This is a genomic window from Streptomyces sp. NPDC104367 (genome assembly GCF_055583825.1).
This window is the reverse complement of the sequence record NZ_JBVJND010000021.1, coordinates 77,876-97,695: the sequence shown is the minus strand read 5'-3', so window position 1 is coordinate 97,695 and position 19,820 is coordinate 77,876. Positions and strand designations below refer to the sequence as shown.

At 69.6% G+C, this 19,820-nt stretch carries 18 protein-coding genes; 7 read left to right on the top strand and 11 right to left on the bottom strand.

Features of this window, described 5'->3' with window-relative positions; translation table 11 throughout:
* Nucleotides 1–84: 84 nt before the first annotated feature.
* Nucleotides 85–810, top strand: coding sequence for a GntR family transcriptional regulator (locus ACZ619_RS28795; protein WP_469604810.1), 726 nt, complete (start codon nucleotides 85–87; stop codon nucleotides 808–810).
* 102 nt (nucleotides 811–912) lie between these two features.
* On the opposite strand, the gene ACZ619_RS28790 is transcribed toward ACZ619_RS28795, so the two are convergent.
* Both ACZ619_RS28790 and ACZ619_RS28785 read right to left on the bottom strand, forming a co-directional pair.
* Complete coding sequence (locus tag ACZ619_RS28790; RefSeq protein WP_469604807.1) at nucleotides 913–1,977, bottom strand: alpha/beta fold hydrolase; 1,065 nt, start codon at nucleotides 1,975–1,977, stop codon at nucleotides 913–915.
* Between the two features lie 42 nt (nucleotides 1,978–2,019).
* Nucleotides 2,020–3,147, bottom strand: coding sequence for a zinc-binding dehydrogenase (locus tag ACZ619_RS28785; RefSeq protein WP_469604804.1), 1,128 nt, complete (start codon nucleotides 3,145–3,147; stop codon nucleotides 2,020–2,022).
* 117 nt (nucleotides 3,148–3,264) lie between these two features.
* Here ACZ619_RS28785 and ACZ619_RS28780 point away from each other — a divergent pair, with 117 nt between their 5' ends.
* The 5 genes from ACZ619_RS28780 (at nucleotide 3,265) to ACZ619_RS28760 (ending at nucleotide 9,459) form a co-directional block, all read left to right on the top strand.
* Nucleotides 3,265–4,320 (top strand): AraC family transcriptional regulator, encoded by a 1,056-nt coding sequence (locus ACZ619_RS28780; protein ID WP_469604802.1) that lies wholly within the window; start codon nucleotides 3,265–3,267, stop codon nucleotides 4,318–4,320.
* Nucleotides 4,321–4,456: 136 nt separating this feature from the next.
* The gene (locus ACZ619_RS28775) at nucleotides 4,457–5,404 is read left to right on the top strand and encodes a 3-hydroxyacyl-CoA dehydrogenase (protein WP_469604799.1); all 948 of its coding nucleotides are present in this window, start codon (nucleotides 4,457–4,459) and stop codon (nucleotides 5,402–5,404) included.
* A gap of 89 nt (nucleotides 5,405–5,493) precedes the next feature.
* Nucleotides 5,494–7,029, top strand: a complete 1,536-nt coding sequence (locus ACZ619_RS28770) for a flavin-containing monooxygenase (protein ID WP_469604796.1) — start codon at nucleotides 5,494–5,496, stop codon at nucleotides 7,027–7,029.
* On the top strand, nucleotides 7,026–7,904 hold the full coding sequence (locus ACZ619_RS28765; RefSeq protein ID WP_469604793.1) for an alpha/beta fold hydrolase: 879 nt from the start codon (nucleotides 7,026–7,028) through the stop codon (nucleotides 7,902–7,904). Before ACZ619_RS28770 ends, ACZ619_RS28765 begins: the two co-directional genes overlap by 4 nt.
* Complete coding sequence (locus tag ACZ619_RS28760; protein WP_469604790.1) at nucleotides 7,897–9,459, top strand: long-chain-fatty-acid--CoA ligase; 1,563 nt, start codon at nucleotides 7,897–7,899, stop codon at nucleotides 9,457–9,459. Before ACZ619_RS28765 ends, ACZ619_RS28760 begins: the two co-directional genes overlap by 8 nt.
* A 42-nt stretch (nucleotides 9,460–9,501) precedes the next feature.
* Here the strand turns inward: ACZ619_RS28760 and ACZ619_RS28755 are convergent, their stop codons facing one another.
* From ACZ619_RS28755 to ACZ619_RS28745, 3 genes are all read right to left on the bottom strand, one after another.
* The gene (locus ACZ619_RS28755; protein WP_469604788.1) at nucleotides 9,502–10,917 is read right to left on the bottom strand and encodes an amidase; all 1,416 of its coding nucleotides are present in this window, start codon (nucleotides 10,915–10,917) and stop codon (nucleotides 9,502–9,504) included.
* Between the two features lie 93 nt (nucleotides 10,918–11,010).
* A complete protein-coding gene (locus ACZ619_RS28750; RefSeq protein WP_469604786.1) occupies nucleotides 11,011–11,316 on the bottom strand; it encodes an SDR family oxidoreductase in 306 nt (101 codons plus the stop codon).
* 64 nt (nucleotides 11,317–11,380) lie between these two features.
* Complete coding sequence (locus tag ACZ619_RS28745; RefSeq protein WP_469604783.1) at nucleotides 11,381–13,021, bottom strand: AMP-binding protein; 1,641 nt, start codon at nucleotides 13,019–13,021, stop codon at nucleotides 11,381–11,383.
* 270 nt (nucleotides 13,022–13,291) lie between these two features.
* On the opposite strand from ACZ619_RS28745, the gene ACZ619_RS28740 reads away from it, so the two are divergent.
* The gene (locus tag ACZ619_RS28740) at nucleotides 13,292–14,107 is read left to right on the top strand and encodes a LuxR C-terminal-related transcriptional regulator (RefSeq protein WP_469604781.1); all 816 of its coding nucleotides are present in this window, start codon (nucleotides 13,292–13,294) and stop codon (nucleotides 14,105–14,107) included.
* A 192-nt stretch (nucleotides 14,108–14,299) separates the two neighbouring features.
* Here ACZ619_RS28740 and ACZ619_RS28735 read toward each other — a convergent pair whose 3' ends face one another.
* From ACZ619_RS28735 to ACZ619_RS28710, 6 genes are all read right to left on the bottom strand, one after another.
* Complete coding sequence (locus ACZ619_RS28735) at nucleotides 14,300–15,001, bottom strand: SDR family oxidoreductase (protein WP_469604778.1); 702 nt, start codon at nucleotides 14,999–15,001, stop codon at nucleotides 14,300–14,302.
* Between the two features lie 97 nt (nucleotides 15,002–15,098).
* The gene (locus ACZ619_RS28730) at nucleotides 15,099–15,686 is read right to left on the bottom strand and encodes a PaaI family thioesterase (protein WP_469604775.1); all 588 of its coding nucleotides are present in this window, start codon (nucleotides 15,684–15,686) and stop codon (nucleotides 15,099–15,101) included.
* 158 nt (nucleotides 15,687–15,844) lie between these two features.
* Nucleotides 15,845–16,519, bottom strand: coding sequence for a LutC/YkgG family protein (locus ACZ619_RS28725; RefSeq protein WP_469604772.1), 675 nt, complete (start codon nucleotides 16,517–16,519; stop codon nucleotides 15,845–15,847).
* Nucleotides 16,516–17,994, bottom strand: coding sequence for a LutB/LldF family L-lactate oxidation iron-sulfur protein (locus ACZ619_RS28720; RefSeq protein ID WP_469604769.1), 1,479 nt, complete (start codon nucleotides 17,992–17,994; stop codon nucleotides 16,516–16,518). The genes ACZ619_RS28725 and ACZ619_RS28720 overlap by 4 nt, the downstream gene beginning before the upstream one ends.
* Complete coding sequence (locus tag ACZ619_RS28715; RefSeq protein ID WP_469604767.1) at nucleotides 17,991–18,746, bottom strand: (Fe-S)-binding protein; 756 nt, start codon at nucleotides 18,744–18,746, stop codon at nucleotides 17,991–17,993. Before ACZ619_RS28715 ends, ACZ619_RS28720 begins: the two co-directional genes overlap by 4 nt.
* A gap of 43 nt (nucleotides 18,747–18,789) precedes the next feature.
* Nucleotides 18,790–19,662, bottom strand: a complete 873-nt coding sequence (locus ACZ619_RS28710; RefSeq protein ID WP_469604764.1) for an alpha/beta fold hydrolase — start codon at nucleotides 19,660–19,662, stop codon at nucleotides 18,790–18,792.
* Between the last annotated feature and the right edge of the window lie 158 nt (nucleotides 19,663–19,820).

The window sequence follows — 19,820 nt, the reverse complement described above, 5'->3', positions numbered from 1 at the left end:
TTCCCGGAGGGAGCGGGGACACCCCTTCTCCTGTATCGGAGCCTCTGGGCAGGTCGGACCCGTCGACAACAGGGAGAGTGACCCATGTCGAGCCCGGCAGCCGGCTCGAACGTACACCCCGATTCGGTACTCAGCGAACTTCCCCCCAGGGACACGACGGCGCTGGTCCGCGACGTGCGAGAACGGCTGCGGCTGGCCATCGTCATGGAGGAGATCCCGGCGGGCACCAAGCTGAATCAGGTACAGGTCGCCAAGCAGCTCGGCGTCAGCCGGATGCCGGTACGCACGGCGATCGGTGAGCTCGCCTCCGAAGGCCTGCTCGAACCGGTTCCGGGCGGCGGAGTCGCCGTCCGCAGGCTGAACGAACGGGACGTGCGGAACGTGTACGACGTCCGTGCGGCACTGGAGTCGCAGGCGGTGCGCAACGTCGCCGAACGGCACCCGGCGGAAGGCCTGGTGCGTATTCGGCAGGTGCTCGCCGTCCACAAACCCCACGTAAGCGGTTACGGTGCCGCGCAGTTGCTCGCGGCGGACCGCGAGTTCCACATGGCCATCCTGGACGCCACGGAGAACCCCTACTTCAGGCAGGCCATCACGCCCGTATGGTCGACCGTCGAGCGCGCCATGGTCCGCTCGCTGCACATCACGGAGGTGTTCACCACCGCCTGGGAGCAGCACGAGGAGATCGCCCAGGCGCTGGAGGCCGGAGACCCCGACCTGGCGGAGGCTCGGATCCGTCATCATCTGGGGCACGCCGTCGCCCAGATGGCCAAGGCGACATCCGCGGAGGGCGGTCCCGCGCGGTCCTGAACCGCATGCTCCCACCGCGCCGCTCCACCCAGCCGTGTGCGGAAGTACCGCAGGGGAGCCCGGGTACTCACCGGGCTCCCCTGCGGCATCGGATCAGCCGGATCAGCCGAGGCCTGCCAGAAAGGTCAGGAGCTCGTGGTTGACCCGCTTCGGGTGCTCCTGCTGAACCCAGTGCCCGCAGTCGGGGACGACGACGGAACCGCGCAGGTCCCGCACGTGTTCGCCCGCCCGCCGGGCCGCCTCCTGGCTCCAGACGGTCCCGACGTCGCGGTCCCCTCCGATGAAGAGCGCCGGTACGACGAGTGGGCGTCCCGCGAAGGGTGCCAGCTCCTCCCAGGCACGGTCGGCGTTGTCGTAGTAGGCCAAGGGCCCGCGGACGCCGGTGTGTTCCAGCTCGGCGACAAGGCGGTCGAGGTCCGCCTGGCCGAGCCACTTGGGCAGTTCGCCCGGTGAGGTCAGTCGGCTGCGGAACTGCTCGCCCGGTGCCACACACATGGTGGCGCGGACGAACTCGACCACCGCGGGGTACGGGAGGTCGAGGAGGTCGACCCCGGCGAGCTGGGGCGGCAGCGGCCGGTCGGCCGAGAGGCTGTAGAGACCGGCGGTCAGCCAGGAGCGCAGGTCCTCCTCGATCTCGTTCTCCGCGAGCCGGTCCGGGTGCGCGAAGTAGTCCTGGTAGAAGGTGAGTCCGGGCCCTGCGAGCTCCGCGTGCACCGTGCTCGGGCGTGCCTCGCCGAAGGGGTCGCCCGGCAGGGCGGCAAGACCGCGGCCGGCGAACGGCAGGCTGATCCCGACGACGGCACGGAAGATCTCCGGACGCGTCCAGGCCGCCGTCCACGCGACCGGGGCTCCGAAGTCGTGCCCCACGACGACCGCGCTGGACTCTCCGAGGGCCTGGACCACGCCCACGCAGTCCTCGACCAGGCGAGGGACCGAGTAGGCCGCCGGATCGGCGGGCTTGGAGGAGCGGCCGTAGCCGCGCATGTCCATCGCCACGGCGCGGTATCCGGCGGCGGCGAGGGCGTCGAGCTGGTGGCGCCAGGAGTAGGAGGACTCCGGGAACCCGTGGCAGAAGAGCACCAGGGGTCCGGTGGTACCGGCGAGGTGCAGATGGATGCGTTGTCCGTTCGCTCGAACGGTCCAGGTGGGATGGTCGGCAAACGCCATCGTGCGGCTCCAGGTCCCTCGTGGGATTCCGTGGACGGGACGTCAGCGGGCGGACGGGACGATGACGATCTTGACGTCCTGTTCCGGGTTGGCGAGGCGGGCGAACGCCGCGGGGACATCGGCGAGGCCGACCCGGTCGGTGATCATCGGTTCGACCTTCAGCGCGCCCGAGGCGAGGTGGCCGAGGACCTCCACGTACTCCTCGGGGGTGAATGCGATCGTGAAGACCACGTCGATCTCCTTCATGACGGCGACCGAGGGGAGGAAGGAGTCCGGCTGCATGCAGACGCCGGCGACGACCACCTTGCTGGCGGCCGGTGCGCCGGCCAGGACCTGCTGGAGCATGCCGGGCACGCCCACGCACTCGAAGATCGCCGCGGGCCGCAGGCCGGGCGGGAACAGCACGTTCGGGCGTGCCATCCGCTCGGGATCGCCGGTCTCGGCGACCTGCCGCCACGACTCGTACGGCGAGGCCTCCCTCGGGTCGACGACGACGTCGGCGCCGAGCTTGAGCGCCATCTCCCGACGCGACGGCGAGAAGTCGGCGGCCACGATCGGTCCGACACCGCGCATCTTGAGGATGGCGATCACCGCGAGGCCGATCGGACCGCACCCGATGACGAGAGGGACGTCGTCGGCCCCGAGGGCGCCCCGGTTCACGGCGTGCAGGGCCACGGACATCGGCTCGGTGAGGGCGGCGATCTCGTCGGGGACGTGGTCCGGCACCGGGACCAGGAGGTCCTCCGAGAGCAGCATGTACTCGGCGTAGCCGCCGGGGATGTCGGTGCCGGCGTAGCCCAGGAGGACGAACGGGTCGCGCAGCAGGAAGCCTGGTGAGGCGACGCGGGCGCCGGGCGGGATCGTCCCGCGGGTCTCGGGGCCGTACGCCACGACCTCCGCGCAGAACTCGTGACCCATGACCACCGGCTGGTGGATGTCGAACAGATCGCCGCCCGTGACCACCTTCATGGCGTCCAGCAGTTCGGAGGTGTGCGAAAGACAGTGCAGGTCACTGCCGCAGATGCCGGTGGCACGCACCTTGACCAGCACCTCGCGGGGGCCGGGGGTGGGGATCGGCACGGTGGTCAGCCGAAGGGCGCCGTCGATCATGATCACGGCTTGCATCTGGTCGGTGTCCACAGCTCCGGTGGTGTGGTCGGTGACGGTCATGACCGCTGCTCCTAGGTCACAGGGAGGTTGCCGCCGTGTGACGGCTGTGCCGACATTCACATCTCGGACATGAATTGTTCTTGTCTTCACGCGACGATTAATTGATATTTGGCGACCGTGACGGACTACTTGATCCGGGGGACGGTGCTCTTCGAGGTGGACGACCTGATCGTCGAGCTCGGCGGCGAACCTGACCCCATGCTGCGCGCTCACCACGTGGATCCCGCCGCGACCAGGGACTTCGAACGGTTCATCCACTATGGGGACGCCGCGGCGGTGGTCGGTGACGCGGCGCACCGGCTCAACTGCCCCGACTTCGGGATGCGGTTGGCACGTCGGCAGAGCATCGGGATCCTGGGCCCCATCGGGGTGATCCTGCGCAACGCGGCGACCGTCGGCGAGGCCGTGGACAGCGTCTGCGAGTTCCTGCACAACATCGTTCTCGCGGACACCGCCGAGTTGATCAGGACTCCCCAGGCCGCGGTCTACTCGTACGACACGGTGCTGCGCAACGAGTACGACCGTCACCAGATGGTGGAGAAGAGCCTGGCGATCGCCATGAACGCCTTCCGGACCATGCTCGGCGCCGGCTTCGTCCCGCTCAGGGTGACCTTCCAGCACCGACGGCTGGCGCCGCTCAGCCGCTATCAGGAGGTGTTCGGACGGGCACCCGAGTTCGAGGCCGACGTCAACTCGCTGCATCTGCCCCCGCAGGTGCTCGAACGGCCCATACAGGACCGCGATCCCGCGGCGCTCGCGCTGGCGGAGAACTACCTGACCCGGATCCGGCCGGACCTGCTGGCCGCCGAGCAGGTCCGCGAGGTCGTCCGGCGACTGCTGCTCATCAACCGGGCGAGCCTGAACGACGTCGCGCGGGCCATGTCCCTGCATCCGCGCGCGGTCCAACGGCGGCTGGCCCAGGAGGGCACGACCTTCGAGCGGGTACTGGACGACGTCCGTCGGGCGCTGGCCTGGGAGCTGTCGGGGACGGGGGTGCCGGTCGCCCGGATCGCCCGGGCCCTGGGATACTCGGAGCAGAGCAGTTACACCCGCGCGTGCCGTCGTTGGTTCGGCGAGTCACCGCGTCAGCTTCGGACGAGATTGCGCCAGGCCCAGCCGGATCCACCCGCCGAACCCGGGGCAATGAGTCAGACTGCACCAGCGGCGGACTGAGCCCCTGCCGGGGCGAGGCCGTCGTGCGAAGTCGTCAAAAGACAAATCTTCGTCGCGCCGCGACAAGTCTTCGCGGACCCCCATCCCAATCATGTGAGAGCAGCCACACACAACTCCCAACGAAGGGATGAGGCTCTTGGCAGCTCTCCAACACCTGACGGTCCTCGGCTCAGGTGTCCTCGGCGGGCAGATCGCCTGGCACAGTGCGTTCAAGGGCAAGAGTGTCGTCGTGTACGACATCTCGGACGCGGCGCTCGAAGGCTGCCGCGCGGCCCACGAGAACTACGCCGGCATCTATCTCGACAACCTCGGTGCGAGCACCGACGACATCGCCGCCACCCGGCAACGGCTCTCCTTCACCTCCGACCTGGCGACCGCCGTGGCCGAGGCGGACCTGGTCATCGAGGCGGTCCCGGAGATCCCGGACGTGAAGGCGGCGGTCTACAAGGAGATGGCACCGCTGCTGCCGGCCGGGACGCTGGTGGCCACGAACACCTCCACGCTGCTGCCCAGCGACTTCGCCTCGGTCACCGGCCGCCCCGACAAGTTCTGTGCCCTCCACTTCGCCACCACGCTCTGGGCCATGAACTTCACCGAGATCATGGCGCATCCGGCCACCTCCCGGCAGACGCTGACGGCGGTGACCGAGTTCGCGATCGAGATCGGCATGGTCCCGATCCCGGTACGCCAGGAGCACAGCGGTTACCTCGTCAACTCCTGGCTGGTCCCGCTGCTCAACGCGGCGCAGACACTGGTGACCAACGGCATCGCGACGGCGGCGGACGTCGACCGCACCTTCCTGGTCAACGGGGCGAGGGTCGGCCCGATGGGCATGTTCGACATGATCGGGATGAAGACCGCCTACGACGTACTGGCCTACTGGGGCGGCCAGAGCGGCGACACCCAGATGAGCGCGAACGCCGCCTATCTCAAAGAGCACTTCCTCGACAACGGGCTGTTGGGGACGCAGACGGGCAAGGGCTACTACGAGTACCCGGACCCCGCCTACCAGCGGCCGGACTTCCTCGCCGTCCCCGGGCTCTCGGCCGTGCCCTCGATCGTCTCGCTGATCCTGCCGGACTGACCCCGGGCTCCAGGAAGCCCCCGGGTCCCGGCACTCCCGCACTGTCGGCGAACCGACGATCCCCGAAACATCCGCAGCAAGGAGCCGCTATGCGTACACACGCCTCGATCACGCCTGCCCAGAACTCCCCGCTCCCCGAGCATGTCGACGTGCTCGTCGTCGGCGCGGGGCTGACCGGGATCGGCATGGGCCACCACCTCAGGACGCAGCAGCCGGGCCGTACCTTCGCGATCATCGAGTCGCGGGACGCGATCGGCGGGACCTGGGACCTGTTCCGCTACCCGGGCATCCGGTCCGACGCCGACCTGCACACCTTCGGCTTCGGGTTCAAGCCCTGGACCCGGGACAACGCGATCGCCAACGCCGACGAGATCCTCGACTACCTGCACGAGACGATCGACGAGTACGGCCTCGGCCGCCACATCCACCTCGGCCACAAGGTCGTCAGCGCCGACTTCGTCCGCGCGGACGAACGCTGGACGGTCACCCTGGAACGCACCGCCGACGGCACCCGGTTCGCCGTCACCGCCACCATGCTGTTCTCCGCGGCCGGCTACTACGACGTCGACGAGGGCTACACCCCCGACTTCGCCGGCCGTGACGACTTCGGCGGCCGGATCGTCCACCCGCAGCACTGGCCCGCGGACCTGGACCACGCCGGGAAGAAGATCGTCGTGATCGGCAGCGGAGCCACGGCGGTGACCCTGGTCCCCTCCCTGGCGGAGACCGCGGACCATGTGACCATGCTCCAGCGATCGCCGTCCTACATCCTCCCGGCCCCGCGCCAGGACCCCATCGCCAACACCCTGCGCCGCTGGCTGCCCGAGAAGCTGGCGTACAAGGTGACGCGGGGCATCAACATCCGCAAGCAGAACATGCTCTTCAAGGGCAGCCGGCGGTTCCCCAAGCAGATGCGCGCCCTGATCCGCAAGATCACCGTGAACGCGCTGCCCGAGGGCTACGACGTCGACACCCACTTCAACCCGAGCTACGCCCCGTGGGACCAGCGGCTGTGCGTCGTTCCCGACAGCGACCTGTTCAAGGCGATCTCCGACGGCACGGCCTCCGTGGTCACCGACCGGATCGACCGCTTCACCGAGAACGGCATCCGGCTCGCGTCCGGCGCCGAACTCGAAGCCGACGTCATCGTCACCGCGACCGGACTGAACATGGTGCCGTTCGGCAAGGTGGCGCTCCACGTGGACGGGGAGAAGGTCAGCCTCCATGACCACCTCGCCTACAAGTCCCTCATGGTCAGCGGCGTGCCGAACTTCGTCTTCACCATCGGCTACGTCAACCACGCGTGGACCCTCAAGGCCGACCTGGTCGCCCAGTGGACCTGCCGGCTGCTCGCCCACATGGACGAGCACGGGTACGCGACCGTCACCCCGGTCGTCAGTGACGCGGGCATGGACCGCAAGCCCCTGATCGAGATGGGGTCGGGCTACTTCAGCCGCGCCGTCCATCTGTTCCCGCAGCAGGGAACCCAGGGACCCTGGACCGCGCCGCAGAACTTCAACCGCGACCGCGTCGTGCTCGGCAAGGACCCGATCGACGATCCCGAGCTGCGCTTCACCAGCACCAAGGTCTCCGCGCCGTCGTCGCCACGCGCGGTCAGCGCGTGAGCGCCCCCGCCATGACCGTCGTCCGGGGGCGGAGAACCCGCATCCTGGACGGCGGGCAGCCGGCCGGTACGCCGGTGCTGCTGCTGCACGGTATCGGCCGGAGCATCGAGGACTGGGCCCCGCTGTACCCCCTCCTCGCCGAGACCCACCGGCTGATCGCCCTCGACCTGCCGGGCTCGGGATTCTCGGCACGGGCCGCCGAGCCCACCACGCTGGAGGTCCTGGCCCGGGCCGCCCTCGACACCCTCGACGCGCTCGACGAGAGCCGGCCGGTGCATGTTGTCGGCAACTCGCTCGGAGGTGCGGTCGCCCTGCGGGCGGCCGTCCTGCGGCCCGCGCGCGTGGCCAGTCTGTGTCTGGTCGACAGTGCCGGTTTCGGCGCCGAGGCCGCCCTGCCGTTGCGGCTCATGGCCGTGCCGGGACTGGGTGGCCTCGCGGTGCGGCGTCCGAGCCGGACCAGCGCGCGCATGGTGGAGCGCATGACGTTCGCCGACCCGCGGCTGGTGACCGCGGCCCGCGTCGATCACGCACTCGCCATCGCCCGGCAGCCCGACACGGGTGCCGTGATGCTGGAGACGCTCCGGTCGCTGGCGACGTATCGCGGGGTCAGGGCAGGGTGGCGCGGCGAGTTGCTGCGCGAGGCCGCGAAGCACCGGCACCCCACCCTCGTCGTCTGGGGGGACCGCGACCGCGTCCTGCCCCCCGGTCACCTCACCGCGGCCCAGGCCGCACTCCCCCACGCCGACACCGAGATGTTCGCCGGTGTCGGCCACATGCCCCAGATCGAATGCCCGGACGAGTTCGCCGCCCGTCTGCTGAGGTTCCTCGACTCCGTCGACACCGAGCGTGCGGCCAAGGAGCACCACCATGCCTGATCAGACCGCCAACCTCGGCCACCTCCTCACCGACTCGGCGGCCCGGTACCCGAACCGCACCGCGATCGTCCTGGGGAACAGGCGGCTGGCCTATGCCGAACTGGACGCCGCGTCGAACCAGGTGGCCAACCTGCTCGTCGGGCGGGGTGTCGAGCCGGGCGACAGGGTCGCGCTGTCCTGCCCGAACGTCCCGGAGTTCACCATCGCCTACTACGGGATCCTCAAGGCGGGCGCGACCGTGGTCCCGCTCAACGTGCTGCTGAAGGAACGAGAGGTCGCCTACCACCTCACCGACTCCGAGGCCAAGGTCCATATCGCCTTCGAGGGCACAGAGCAGATGCCGATCGGGGCCACCGCACGCGCCGCCTTCCAGGCGGCCGAGCGATGCACCGACCTGTTCGTCATCGACGCCGACGCGTCGTCCCGGTCCGCCGAGGAGAACCCCGAGTCGTTCTCGGCCGCTGTCGCCGAACAGCCGGAGACCTTCGACACCGTCCCCCGCGACGACGAGGACACGGCGGTCATCCTCTACACGTCGGGAACGACCGGCCGGCCCAAGGGGGCCGAGCTCCGGCACCGGAACATGCGGGCGAACGCGCTGGCGAGCGGGCAGATCGTGGGCTCGGACGCGGAGCGCCCCGACACCTATCTTTCGGTGCTGCCGCTCTTCCACTCCTTCGGGCAGACCATGATCCAGAACGCCGGGCTCGCCTTCGGCGGCACGATCGTGATGCAGCCCCGGTTCGAGGCCCGGGCGGCGCTGCGGCTCATGCTCGACCACGAGGTGAGCTACTTCGCCGGCGTGCCGACGATGTACTGGGGCCTGCTGGGCGCGCTCGACGACACCGTGGACGTCGCCCGGCTCGCGACGAACCTGCGCATCGCCGTCGCCGGCGGATCCGCGCTGCCCGCGGAGATCCACAAGGCGTTCGAGAGCCGTTTCGGCGTGACCGTCCTCGAAGGGTACGGGCTCTCCGAGACCTCGCCCGTCGCGTCCTTCGCCAAGTACGGCGAACGACCGCGGGTCGGGTCGATCGGGGTGCCGATCCCGGGCGTGGAGATGAAGCTCATCAACGACGACTGGAGCGACGTCGAGGACGGGCCCGAGGAGATCGGTGAGATCGCCGTCCGGGGCCACAACGTCATGAAGGGCTACTACCGACGCCCCGAGGCCACCCAGTGGGCCATCAGGGACGGCTGGTTCCGCACGGGAGACCTCGCCCGGCGGGAGGACGGCTTCTACTACATCGTCGACCGCTCCAAGGACATGATCATCCGTGGCGGGTACAACGTCTACCCGCGTGAGATCGAGGAGATTCTCCTCCAGCACCCCGCGGTGTCCCTGGTGGCCGTCATCGGGGTGCCCCATGAGTCGCACGGCGAGGAGATCAAGGCCGTGGTCGTAAGGCAGGCGGAAGACCCGACGACCGAAGGGGAGATCATCACCTGGGCCAAGGAGCGGCTCGCCGCCTACAAGTACCCCCGCATCGTGGAGTTCACCGCCGCCCTCCCGATGACCTCGACGGGCAAGATCCTGAAGCGGGAGCTCAGCTAGAGGCCCGCCGGCTGTCACGTGCCGTGGGAACGGCCGCTGTGGTCAGTCCGTCCCGGGCGGCCGGGTGCCGGGCCAGCACGCGCTGTGAATGGCCTGGGCCACCCTGAAGATCGTGTCCTCCTGGCCCGGACGTGCGGCGATCTGCACACCGACGGGCATTCCGTCGACGAAGCCGCACGGTACGGACAGCGCCGGGAAGCCCAGCAGGTTGAACATCGCCGTGTGCGCCGAGTACGAGCCCATGGTGAAGTGCCGGCCGCTCAGGCCCCACTCCGCCAACGAGCGCGGAGCCATCGGCGTGGTGGTGCTGAGGAGCACGTCGTGGTCCTCGAAGAGGCGTGAGAAGCGCTCCCAGTTACGTGCCCGGTCCCACGAAGCCACCCGGTAGTCCTCGGTCGTGACCGGCGGGAGCTCACCGAAAGCAGCCGGCGGCTGCTCGTCCGACCATCCCCAGTACTCGTCGACCTCGCGTGACCGCTTCGCGAGTTCGGCGGGGTCGATCGGCGGGACGTAGCCCATGGCCGAGAACACCCGTCCAAGCATGAACATGGTCGGACGGGGGTCCTCCCACACCTCGGCGGTCTCGTGGACCTCCGCGCCGGAGGCGGTCAGGCCGAACGCGGCCACGCGTGCCACCTCGGTGAGGGCCGGCGTCTCGTCGACCCACTGCGCCTTGGACCATCCGAAGTCGTCCGTCCACGCCACCCGCAGACCTTCGATGCCCTCGTCGAGGCTGGCGAGGTAGTCCGGAACGTCTTGGTGGAGCGAGATGAAGTCCCGCCCGTCCGGGCCGGCCATGACCTGGAGGACCAACGCACAGTCGCGTACGTCGCGGGCCAGCGGACCCACCGAGGTGGTCAGGACGAACCCCGGGTTCTCGTAGTCGATGTGCGGTATGAGACCGCGCGACGTGTGGATCCCGATCACTCCGGACCAGGCGGCGGGCAGGCGGGTCGAGCCCGCGCCGTCCATGCCGATGGCGACGGGCAGCATACCCGCGGCGACGGCCACGCCGCTGCCGCGGCTGGAGTTGCCGGGGTCCTTGTCGGTGTTCCAGGGATTGCGCGGTCGCTCCGCCGGCTCCCAGTAGTAGGTCGCTGTCGTGCCCACGATGACGGCGCCGGCCTCCCGGAGGCGCTCGACGCAGAGATCGTCGTCCTCGGGTGTCTCGATGCCCCACAGGGCGTTGCGGAAGCCCTTGACCCGTATGCCGTCCATGATCCCGACGGGAACACCGTGCAGGGGCCCCAGTTCGGCGCCGTCCCGGATCGCCTGTTCCGCCGCGGCCGCCTGCTTGCGGGCGCCTTCCGCGTCGATGACGTCGAACGCGTGGAACGTCGGCTCCAGCCGCGCGATCCGCTCCAGGAAGTGGTCGACCACCTCGACCGGTGAGAGTTCACCCGCCCCGATGAGTTCCCTGATCTTCCATGCGGGCATCCAGCTCAGTTCGGTCTTCATCGAGCCTCCCGTAGCTCTCTTGTGCGCATTTCGATGTCACTGCTTGTCACCGGGGGTCGGCACCGCCCCCGGCGAGATTCCGGCGACGGCGGCTCACCTGGGGCCCATGCGCAGGGCCCCGTCCATCCGGATGACCGCACCGTTGAGGTAGTCGTGCGCGATGACCGTCAGGGCCGGCTCGGCGAATTCCCCGGGGCGCGCCAGGCGGTGCGGGAAGGGCACGGTGGCGGCCAGGGATTCACGTACCTCGTCCGAGAAAGACGCCATCATCGTCGTGTCGACGATGCCCGGCGCGATGGTGCAGACCCTGATCCCGGACGAGGCGAGACGCCGGGCGACCGCGTCGCCCAGTCCGGAAGCGGCGCCCGTGACGATCGCCGATGTGTTGTCGAACCGCACTGTGGTTCCTCCCCGTGCCCGTCGCTGCGGGCACCGAGCCATGCTCCGGTCGGTCTTTTCCCTGCTACGCGAGATCCGCTATCTCTCCGTCGCTCAGGCCTCTGAGGACGAATCGCTGGATCTTTCCGCTCGGTGTCTTCGGCAGGCGTGCGACGACATGCACCCTGCGCGGGTAGGCGTGCGCCCCGTACTGGCTGCGCACGAGGTTCTGGAGGCGCTCCTGCAAGGACGCGTCCACATCGTCGGCCGAGCTCGGGACGACGAACGCCTCGACTACCTCGCCGCGGATCTCGTCCGGGCGCCCGACGACCGCCGCCTCGGCGACGCCGGGATCGGTCGTGAGAATGCTCTCGATGTCGAAGGGGCCGATGCGGTAACCCGCCGCGAGAATGACGTCGTCGTCCCTCGACGCGAAGAAGAAGTCGCCGTCCTTCTCGTGCCCCACGTCTCCGGTGAGGTACCAGGTACCGTCGGCCAGGAAACGCTCGCGGGTCCGGTCCGGCGCGTTCACATACCCGGTGAACCACATCAGGGGGCTTTCCACCACGGAGACGGCGATGGCCTCACCCGCGGTGCCGGCCACGAAGCCGGGCAGCGCCTGTCCCATCGATCCGTCGCGCACCGCACGCCGCAGCCTCGGATCCCAGGCGTTGACGATCACCATGCCCTGCTCGGTCTGCCCGAACTGGTCCCGGACCTGGGTGCCGAGCGCGGCCGGTGCCCAGGACGTGACGTCGGGTGTCAGGGGCTCGCCGGCCGACGACGCGACGCGCAGGCGGTGGCTCTCGTCGAGCGAGAGTCCCTGCTTCTTGAGCGCCCTGAACACGGTGGGCGCCGCCGCGAAGTTGGTCACGCCGAGAGTGGCGATGACCTGCGCCGTGAGCTCCGCCGAGAACCCGCTGGAGAGGAGCACGTTGGGCCGCCCGGTCGCGAGCGGGCCCACCACGCCGAAGTACAGTCCGTACGCCCATCCGGGGTCGGCCGCGTTCCAGAGCACATCCGTGTCGAGAAGGCCGAGGCCGTACCGCATGTAGGAGATGAATGCGGCGATCGCCCGCGCCGGCACTCCCACACCTTTGGGAGCTCCGGTGGTTCCGGAGGTGTACAGCTGGACGAACAGGCCGTCCGGTCCGACGGCCGCATTATCCTCGGCCGGTGGGTGCGACGCGACGAGCTCCTCGATCTCATCACCCGCCTCGATCACGGGTATCCCGAGTCCGTCGACCTTGGCACGCTGGTCGTGGTCGGTGACGATCAGCTTCGCGCCCGCGCCCAGCACACGCACGCTGATGGCCGGGGCGGCGAAGGCCGTGAACAGGGGCACATGGACGGCGCCGAGCCGCCACAGGGCGAGCAGCACGATCGGAAGCTCGCGCCGCTTGCTCATGAGGACCCCGACCCGGTCACCGGGTCTGATCCCGCGTTCGCGCAGCGCGGTGGCGAGCCTGCGTGACTCGTCCGCGAGTGCGCCGAAGGTCAGGCGGGTGACAGCCAGGTCGCTGTCGACGATCAGGAAGGCCGTGTTCTCCCGGGGATGTTCGTCGCACAGGACGGAAGCCACGCAGAGATCCGGGAGTTCGAATCGCCTGCGCAGGTCCTCGACCTCGGCCGCGACGTCCGGCAGTTCGAGCCACGGCGCCGGGGCGGTGGAAGGTTTCTTCGAGGCGATGTCAGAACCTGGCAGGTCTTCCGCAGAAGCGGGCACGTTCCCTCCGCGCGTCTCACCGTCCATACGAATGCGCAGCACCCGCGTCCAGGATCGGCGCTGCGCTGCGCAAGCCCACTGTCAGGGGGCCCGGAGGCAGATCCACACCCTCCAAAGAGGGGGGCACGATTTTCTTGCTACAACCTACGTTTACCTGGAAGATAAAATCCTGCCCATTCAACATGGTCATGCGTCGCACGTGTCATGGCCGTGTGTCAGACATGGACGAGCTGCTCACGCAGCGGGCAAGTCCGACGAAGGGGATCAACGATGATCGCCAACGATCTCATCCGTCGGCTCGACCGGACAGCCGAGCGGATACACAAGCGGACCGGTGTGTCCCTCGCCTTCGCGGGTTCCGTCACATCGACGAACGATCTCCTGCTCGGAAACTTCGCCGGACCGACGGTGGGTGCTCTCCCCGGACTCCTCCTGCGCTACGACGAAGGTCTCGGAGGGCGCGCCGTCGCCTCACGTCGGCCGATCGCCGTCGACGACTACTTCGCCTCCGACAAGATCACTCACAAGTACGACCTCATCATCCGCGCAGAAGGGCTCCGCTCGATCGCGGCGGTCCCGGTCGTCGTCGGCAAGCAGCCGGTGGCCCTGGTCTACGCGGCGTTCCGCACCGACCAGGTCGTCGGCGACCGGATACAGGACGGGCTCAAGGAAGAGGCCCGCTCACTGGAACAGGAACTCGTCACGCTGGAAGCGGTCCGCGGGCGCCAGGAGGAACTCCGTGCCGACCTGGGCCGCCTGCACGGACAGATGCGTGAGACGTACAGCGAACTGCGGGCGTTGAGCCGAACCGTTTCCGATCCGGAGCTGAAGTCGGCCATCCGTGACATCGCCGACCGCCTCACCGAGCCGGAAGCGACGCCGCAGCCCCACACCCACTTGACCACACGGGAACTGGACGTGCTCGCTCTCATCGCGTCCGGGATGCGCAACCAGGCGATCGCGGACCGGCTCGGACTGACGCTCTACACCGTCAAGAGCTACTTGAAGTCCGCGATGTTCAAGCTCCACGCGACCACCCGCCTGGAAGCGGTCGTCTGCGCCCGACGCGCCGGGATGCTGCCCTGATGACGACAGGCGGCACCGACCCGCTCGGACGGACCGTCGCCACGGGCGCTCGGTGCGTCAGGGTCGGCGGTACGCAAAAGTCCGTCGGGCAGACCGACGCCGCATGAGCGTCCGTCTGCCCGACGGTGTTGTTCAGAGCCGTCACCGATCCCTCGCGGGACCGGGACGCCCTCGCGAGGCGGCTGACGAAGGTCAGCCGGCCAGCTGCGGGTACAGCGCGGTCAGGTCCGCGGACAGCCCGGCCTTGACGTTCCGGGTCACCTCGTCGGCCAGCACCTCGTACGCACCCGTCTCGACACCGTCCAGAGCGAGGGCGGCGACATCCTGCGGGCTGGTCTTGGGCGCTTCCACGCCCGCCGCCATGTCCGTGTCGACGTAGCCGACGTGCAGACCGGTGACCCCGATGCCGCGCGGGTGCAGATCCACGCGCAGGGAGTTGGTCTGCGACCACAGGGCGGCCTTGGATGCGCTGTAGGAGCCGGCGAGGCCCAGCCAGGAGAGGACCGAGTGCACGTTGAGGATGTGCCCGCCGCCGTTGCCCTGGATGATCGGGACGAAGGCACGCGCGGTCAGCAGCGGCCCGTAGAAGTTGGTCTCGAACTCCCGACGGACGTCCTCGACCGGCGAGTCGAGGAAGGAGGCGGCCAACAGGACACCGGCGTTGTTGACCAGGATGGTGACGTCCTGGGCCTGCTCGGCCGCGGCCGCCACGGAAACGGGATCGGTGACATCCAGCGCCAGCGGTACGGCGTCGGCGTGCGTGACGGTACGCGGGTCGCGTGCCGTGGCGTAGACCTTGGCGGCCCCGCGCGCGTACAGCCCCTCCACGAGCGCCTTGCCCAGGCCCCGGTTGCCGCCGGTGACGAGGACCACAGAGTCCTTGATCGCAGTCATGTTCATCTCCATATGTGGAACTGATCGATTCGGATTGAGAGCACTACGCCGGCCGTAGCCAGCCGGCCGCCGCGGTCCCGGCTTGGCGGACGACGACTCAGACGGCCTGATCGGCCGCGCGGGCGGCGTGACGCCCGGTCGGCGCCGACTGCCGGTCGCCGACAGGCAGCAGCAGACAGGTGGTGGTGGCGTGGCCGAGCAGTCTGCCCTTGAGGTCGGTGATGCTCGCGGTCGCGTAGGCGGTACGGCGACCGACGTTGAGGGCGATCCCCTCGCAGCGGACGGGGCCCGTCTCCACGCTGACCGGACGCAGGAAACTGACGCTGACGCCCTGCGTCGTGTAACTGGTCCCCGCGGGCAACCGGGTGTGCACGGCGCAGCCCAGTGCGGTGTCGGCGAGAGTCGCCAGGATTCCACCGTGGACCGTGCCCAGCAGGTTGTAGTGCCACTCCGCAGGGGTCATCTCGAACACGACGCGGCCCGGCTCGACCTCGACGGGCACGATTCCCAGCGTGTCGAGCGCGGGCGGGTGCGGGACCTTCCCCTCCCGGGTGCCCTGCAGCACCTCAAGGCCGCTCAGACGCTGCACGGCCTCGACGGCCGGCCCGGGATCAGCCCAGGTATAGGCCCGCTGCCGGGGTCCTGCCTGGGAGCCGACGGCCGGAGAAGCGCCATCCGTGGTCATAGAGGTCCTTAGCGTTTCGGGGCCGACTGGATCTGGGGCCGGTGAGCTACGACTGCCCCGCAATTTGAATTACGACCATAATACTAAATGAGTCGGCCGGCACAGGCAAATCGAGCCGACGAGACAAGGAAGGCACCCTCTGTGCCGTACGGAGCCGATCAGCGGCTCCGGGCAGCCGCGTCCGAGCGTGGGATGCACGAGCCGCCGCCCACCAGGAGTACTTCCAGGGTGCGCGGGCCGTGCACCCCCTCGACCCGGTCCAGCTCGATGTCGCTGGTGGCCGAAGGGCCGGAGATCCAGGTCAACGGGCGGGTCGGGTCGAGGCGTTCGAGGGCCTGGGGCACCGAGGAGACGACCTGCTCCGGGACCCGTACGACACAGACGTGGTGGTCCGGGACCAGGGTGATCCGGCGGCGGCCCTGGTCCGGGCCGCCGTCCAGCACGATGGTCCCGGTCTCGGCGATCGCCACCGCACAGCCGGTGACCACACTCTCCACCTCGTCCAGTTCACCGGGTGTGCTCTCGGCACGGTCGTGGACCCGGGTGGCGTCGGCGGCCGACATCCACTGCGGCGGCAGCCCCGGCGGCACCAGCACGTGCCGCGACCCGCGCTCGGCGAGCAACCGCATGATGGCCCGGGGGAGTTCGTTCTCGGTGGTGCGGTGCACGACGGCCCGGTAGTCCGCCAGGTTCTCGGCGAGCAGCTCCACCGTCTCTTCGACGCTCCGCCCGCCGTGCTCGCGCAGATACGTCCGCTCGATGGGCGGGTCCTCGTCCCGCACCCCGTCCAGCGCGCGCCGTACCCGGCCCAGGATCCGTTCCCTGCTGCTCACTTCGCCCCGCCCTTTCCGCCGTCGGTCCGCTGCCACCAGTCCCTAAACGGCTCCGCCGGTACGGCCGGCAGGTCCCGGGTGCCGCTCCACGCCCTGCCCGGCCCGGGGAGCGTCCTCGGGTGCAGGCGGCGGGTGCGGGAGGCGAGCCGCTGGCCGGTGCGCAGGGCCGCCGGACGGGAGAACGCCCAGCGGGCCGCGCGCATCGCCGCCCGCTCGGCCGCGTGCCCCTTGGCCGGCCTGAGCACCACCTTGTTGCCGCCCCGGACCGTCTCGCCGCCCTCCACGACCCGCTCGCGCAGGTGCACCAGCACCTCGGGGATGTCGATGGCGACCGGACACACCTCGTAGCAGGCCCCGCAGAGGGAGGAGGCGTACGGCAGGGAGGCGTCGATCTCGCTCTGCGTGCCCCGGAGCTGAGGGCTGAGGATGGCGCCGATCGGGCCCGGGTAGACCGAGCCGTACGCGTGTCCGCCCGCCCGCTCGTACACCGGGCAGACATTGAGGCAGGCCGAGCAGCGGATGCAGCGCAGGGCCTGGCGGCCGACCTCGTCGGCGAGGGTGTCGGTGCGGCCGTTGTCGAGCAGGACCAGATGGAAGGTGCTCGGGCCGTCGCCGTCCGTGGTGCCGGTCCACATCGAGGTGTACGGGTTCATGCGCTCGGCCGTCGACGAACGGGGGAGTGTCTGCAGGAAGACCTCCAGGTCCTGCCAGGACGGCACGATCTTCTCGATGCCGACGACCGAGATCAGCGTCTCGGGCAGGGTCAGGCACATCCGCCCGTTGCCCTCGGACTCGACGACGACCAGGGTGCCGGTCTCGGCGACCATGAAGTTGGCGCCCGAGATGCCGACCTTGGCGCGCAGGAACTTCTCCCGGAGGTGGAGCCGGGCCGCCTCCGCGAGTTCGGCGGGTGTGTCGGTCAGCCCCTCGGGCGCCGGGCGCCCCCACGCCCCCATCTCACGCCGGAAGATGTCCCTGATCTCCCCCCGGTTGCGATGGATCGCGGGGACCAGGATGTGCGAGGGCCGGTCATGGCCCAACTGCACGATCAGCTCGGCGAGATCGGTCTCGTAGGCCCGGATGCCCGCCGCTTCGAGGGCCTCGTTGAGCCCGATCTCCTGCGTGGCCATCGACTTGACCTTGACGACCTCCGACTCGCCGGTGGCCTTGACCAGGCCGGCGACGATCCGGTTGGCCTCCTCGGCGTCCGCCGCCCAGTGGACCGTACCGCCGGCCGCCGTCACCGACTCCTCCAACTGCACCAGATACCGGTCCAGATGGCGAAGCGTGTGGTCCTTGATCCGCTTGCCCGCCTCGCGCAGCGCCGCCCAGTCGGACACCTCGGCGACCGCCCTGGCGCGCTTGGCCCGGATGGTGTGCGTGGCATGGCGCAGGTTCCCGCGCAGGGTGGGATCGTTGACCGCCTCGTGCGCGGCCTTCGGAAAGGCCGGCATTCCTACGAACGTTCCGCTCATGCGGCCGGGTCCTCCTCGGTGCTCGCCAGGATCTCCGCGATGTGCACCGGCCGCATCGCGGTGCCGAGCCGGGTCATGGTGCCGCCGAGGTGCATCAGGCAGGAGTTGTCGGCGGCGCACAGCACCTCGGCGCCCGTCGACTCGGCGTTGCGCACCTTGTCGGCGCCCATCGCGGCCGAGACGTCGGAGTTCTTCACCGCGAACGTGCCGCCGAACCCGCAGCACTCCTCCGCGCCTGGCAGCTCCACCAACTCCAGCCCCTTGACGGCCTGGAGCAGCCGGCGGGGCCGCTCGCCGAGGCCGAGGCTGCGCAGCCCATGACAGGTCGGGTGGTATGTCACATGGTGCGGGTAATAGGCCCCGACATCGGTCACCCCCAGCACATCCACCAGGAACTCCGTCAGCTCGTACGTCTTCGGCACCACCGGCGCCAGCGCACTCGCGAGCCCGCCCCCGCGCCCCTCCGCCCGGGCCCGCTCGCCCATCCTCGGATACAGCTCCCGCACCATCGCCCCGCACGACCCGGACGGGGTCACGATCGCCTCGTACTCCCCGAAGACATCGGAGAAATGCCGGGCCAGCGGCTCCGCCTCATGACGGTAGCCGGTGTTGTAGTGGGCCTGCCCGCAGCAGGTCTGCGCCATCGGGAAATCGACCTCGACGCCCAGCCTGGTCAGGAGTTTCACCACGGCACGGCCGGTGTCCGGATACAGCGTGTCGTTGACGCAGGTCAGGAAGAGAGCGACACGCATCGCGGCTCCTCCTGCCCTGGCTGTGCAGCCGAGTCGGTGTGGTTCATCGTGCGATCTTCCGGTCGAGCCAGGCGATCAGGTCCGCGATGACCTCCGCCCGGTTGGTTTCAATCAGCACCTTGTGACGGGCACCCTCGTAGACCCTCAGCATGATGTCGGCCAGACCCGCTCGCTCAAGACGGTCGACCAGCGCGCGTACCAGCTTGAGCTGGGCATTGACCGGATCCATGTCGCCCACCGCGAGGTAGACCGGCAGGTCGCTGCGAATCCCCCTGACCATCGCCGGGTCGGCCAGCCGGACCGCGCCCTCGAACATCGCCTTCGCGCCGGCCCCGTCCAGTCCGAAGCCGCACAGGGGGTCGGCGACGTACCGGTCGACTTGACCGGGGTCCCGGCTCAGCCAGTCGTACGCCGTGCGTGCCGGCTGGAAGGCCGTGTTGAGGGCCGAGAGATCGATGGGGGCGTTCCCGTCGGGCGCCGGCCGGAGATCGATCGCCGCCGTCCCGGTCAGCGCCAGCGCGTCGATCGAGCGGTCGGCGTCGAGGACGTACTGCTGCGCGGCGAAGGATCCCATGCTGTGGGCCAGGAGCCCCAGCCCGAGGCCCCCGTGCTCCCGACGCGCATGGTCGCCGACCCGTCCGAGGTCCTTGACCAGCTCGAACCACCCCTCGGCGCCGATCGCACCCGGTCGGTCCCCCTCGCGCAGGGTGGCGCCGTGCCCCCGGTGATCGTGCGCGTAGACGACGTAACCGGTGGCGACGAGGGTGTCCGCGACGTCCTGGTAGCACAGCGCGTGCTCGCCCATGCCGTGTGCGATCTGCACGATCGCCTTCGGGGCGCCGTCGGGGTCCCACCGGTACGAGGCCAGGGTCACTCCCCCGGCGCTGGGGACGGAGAACCTGATCGGTTCGGCCATGTTGGAGACTCCTTGTCTCGCGGACTCGGCGGCCGGCCTGGCCGACCGGGAAGAGAGCGTCGGTCTGGCACGCCGTCGGCCACGATCCCTCGGACCTTGCGTGCCACAGACCGCGATACGACTCCCTGACCGACCGGGCCGATCGCCGGGAGGAGGGA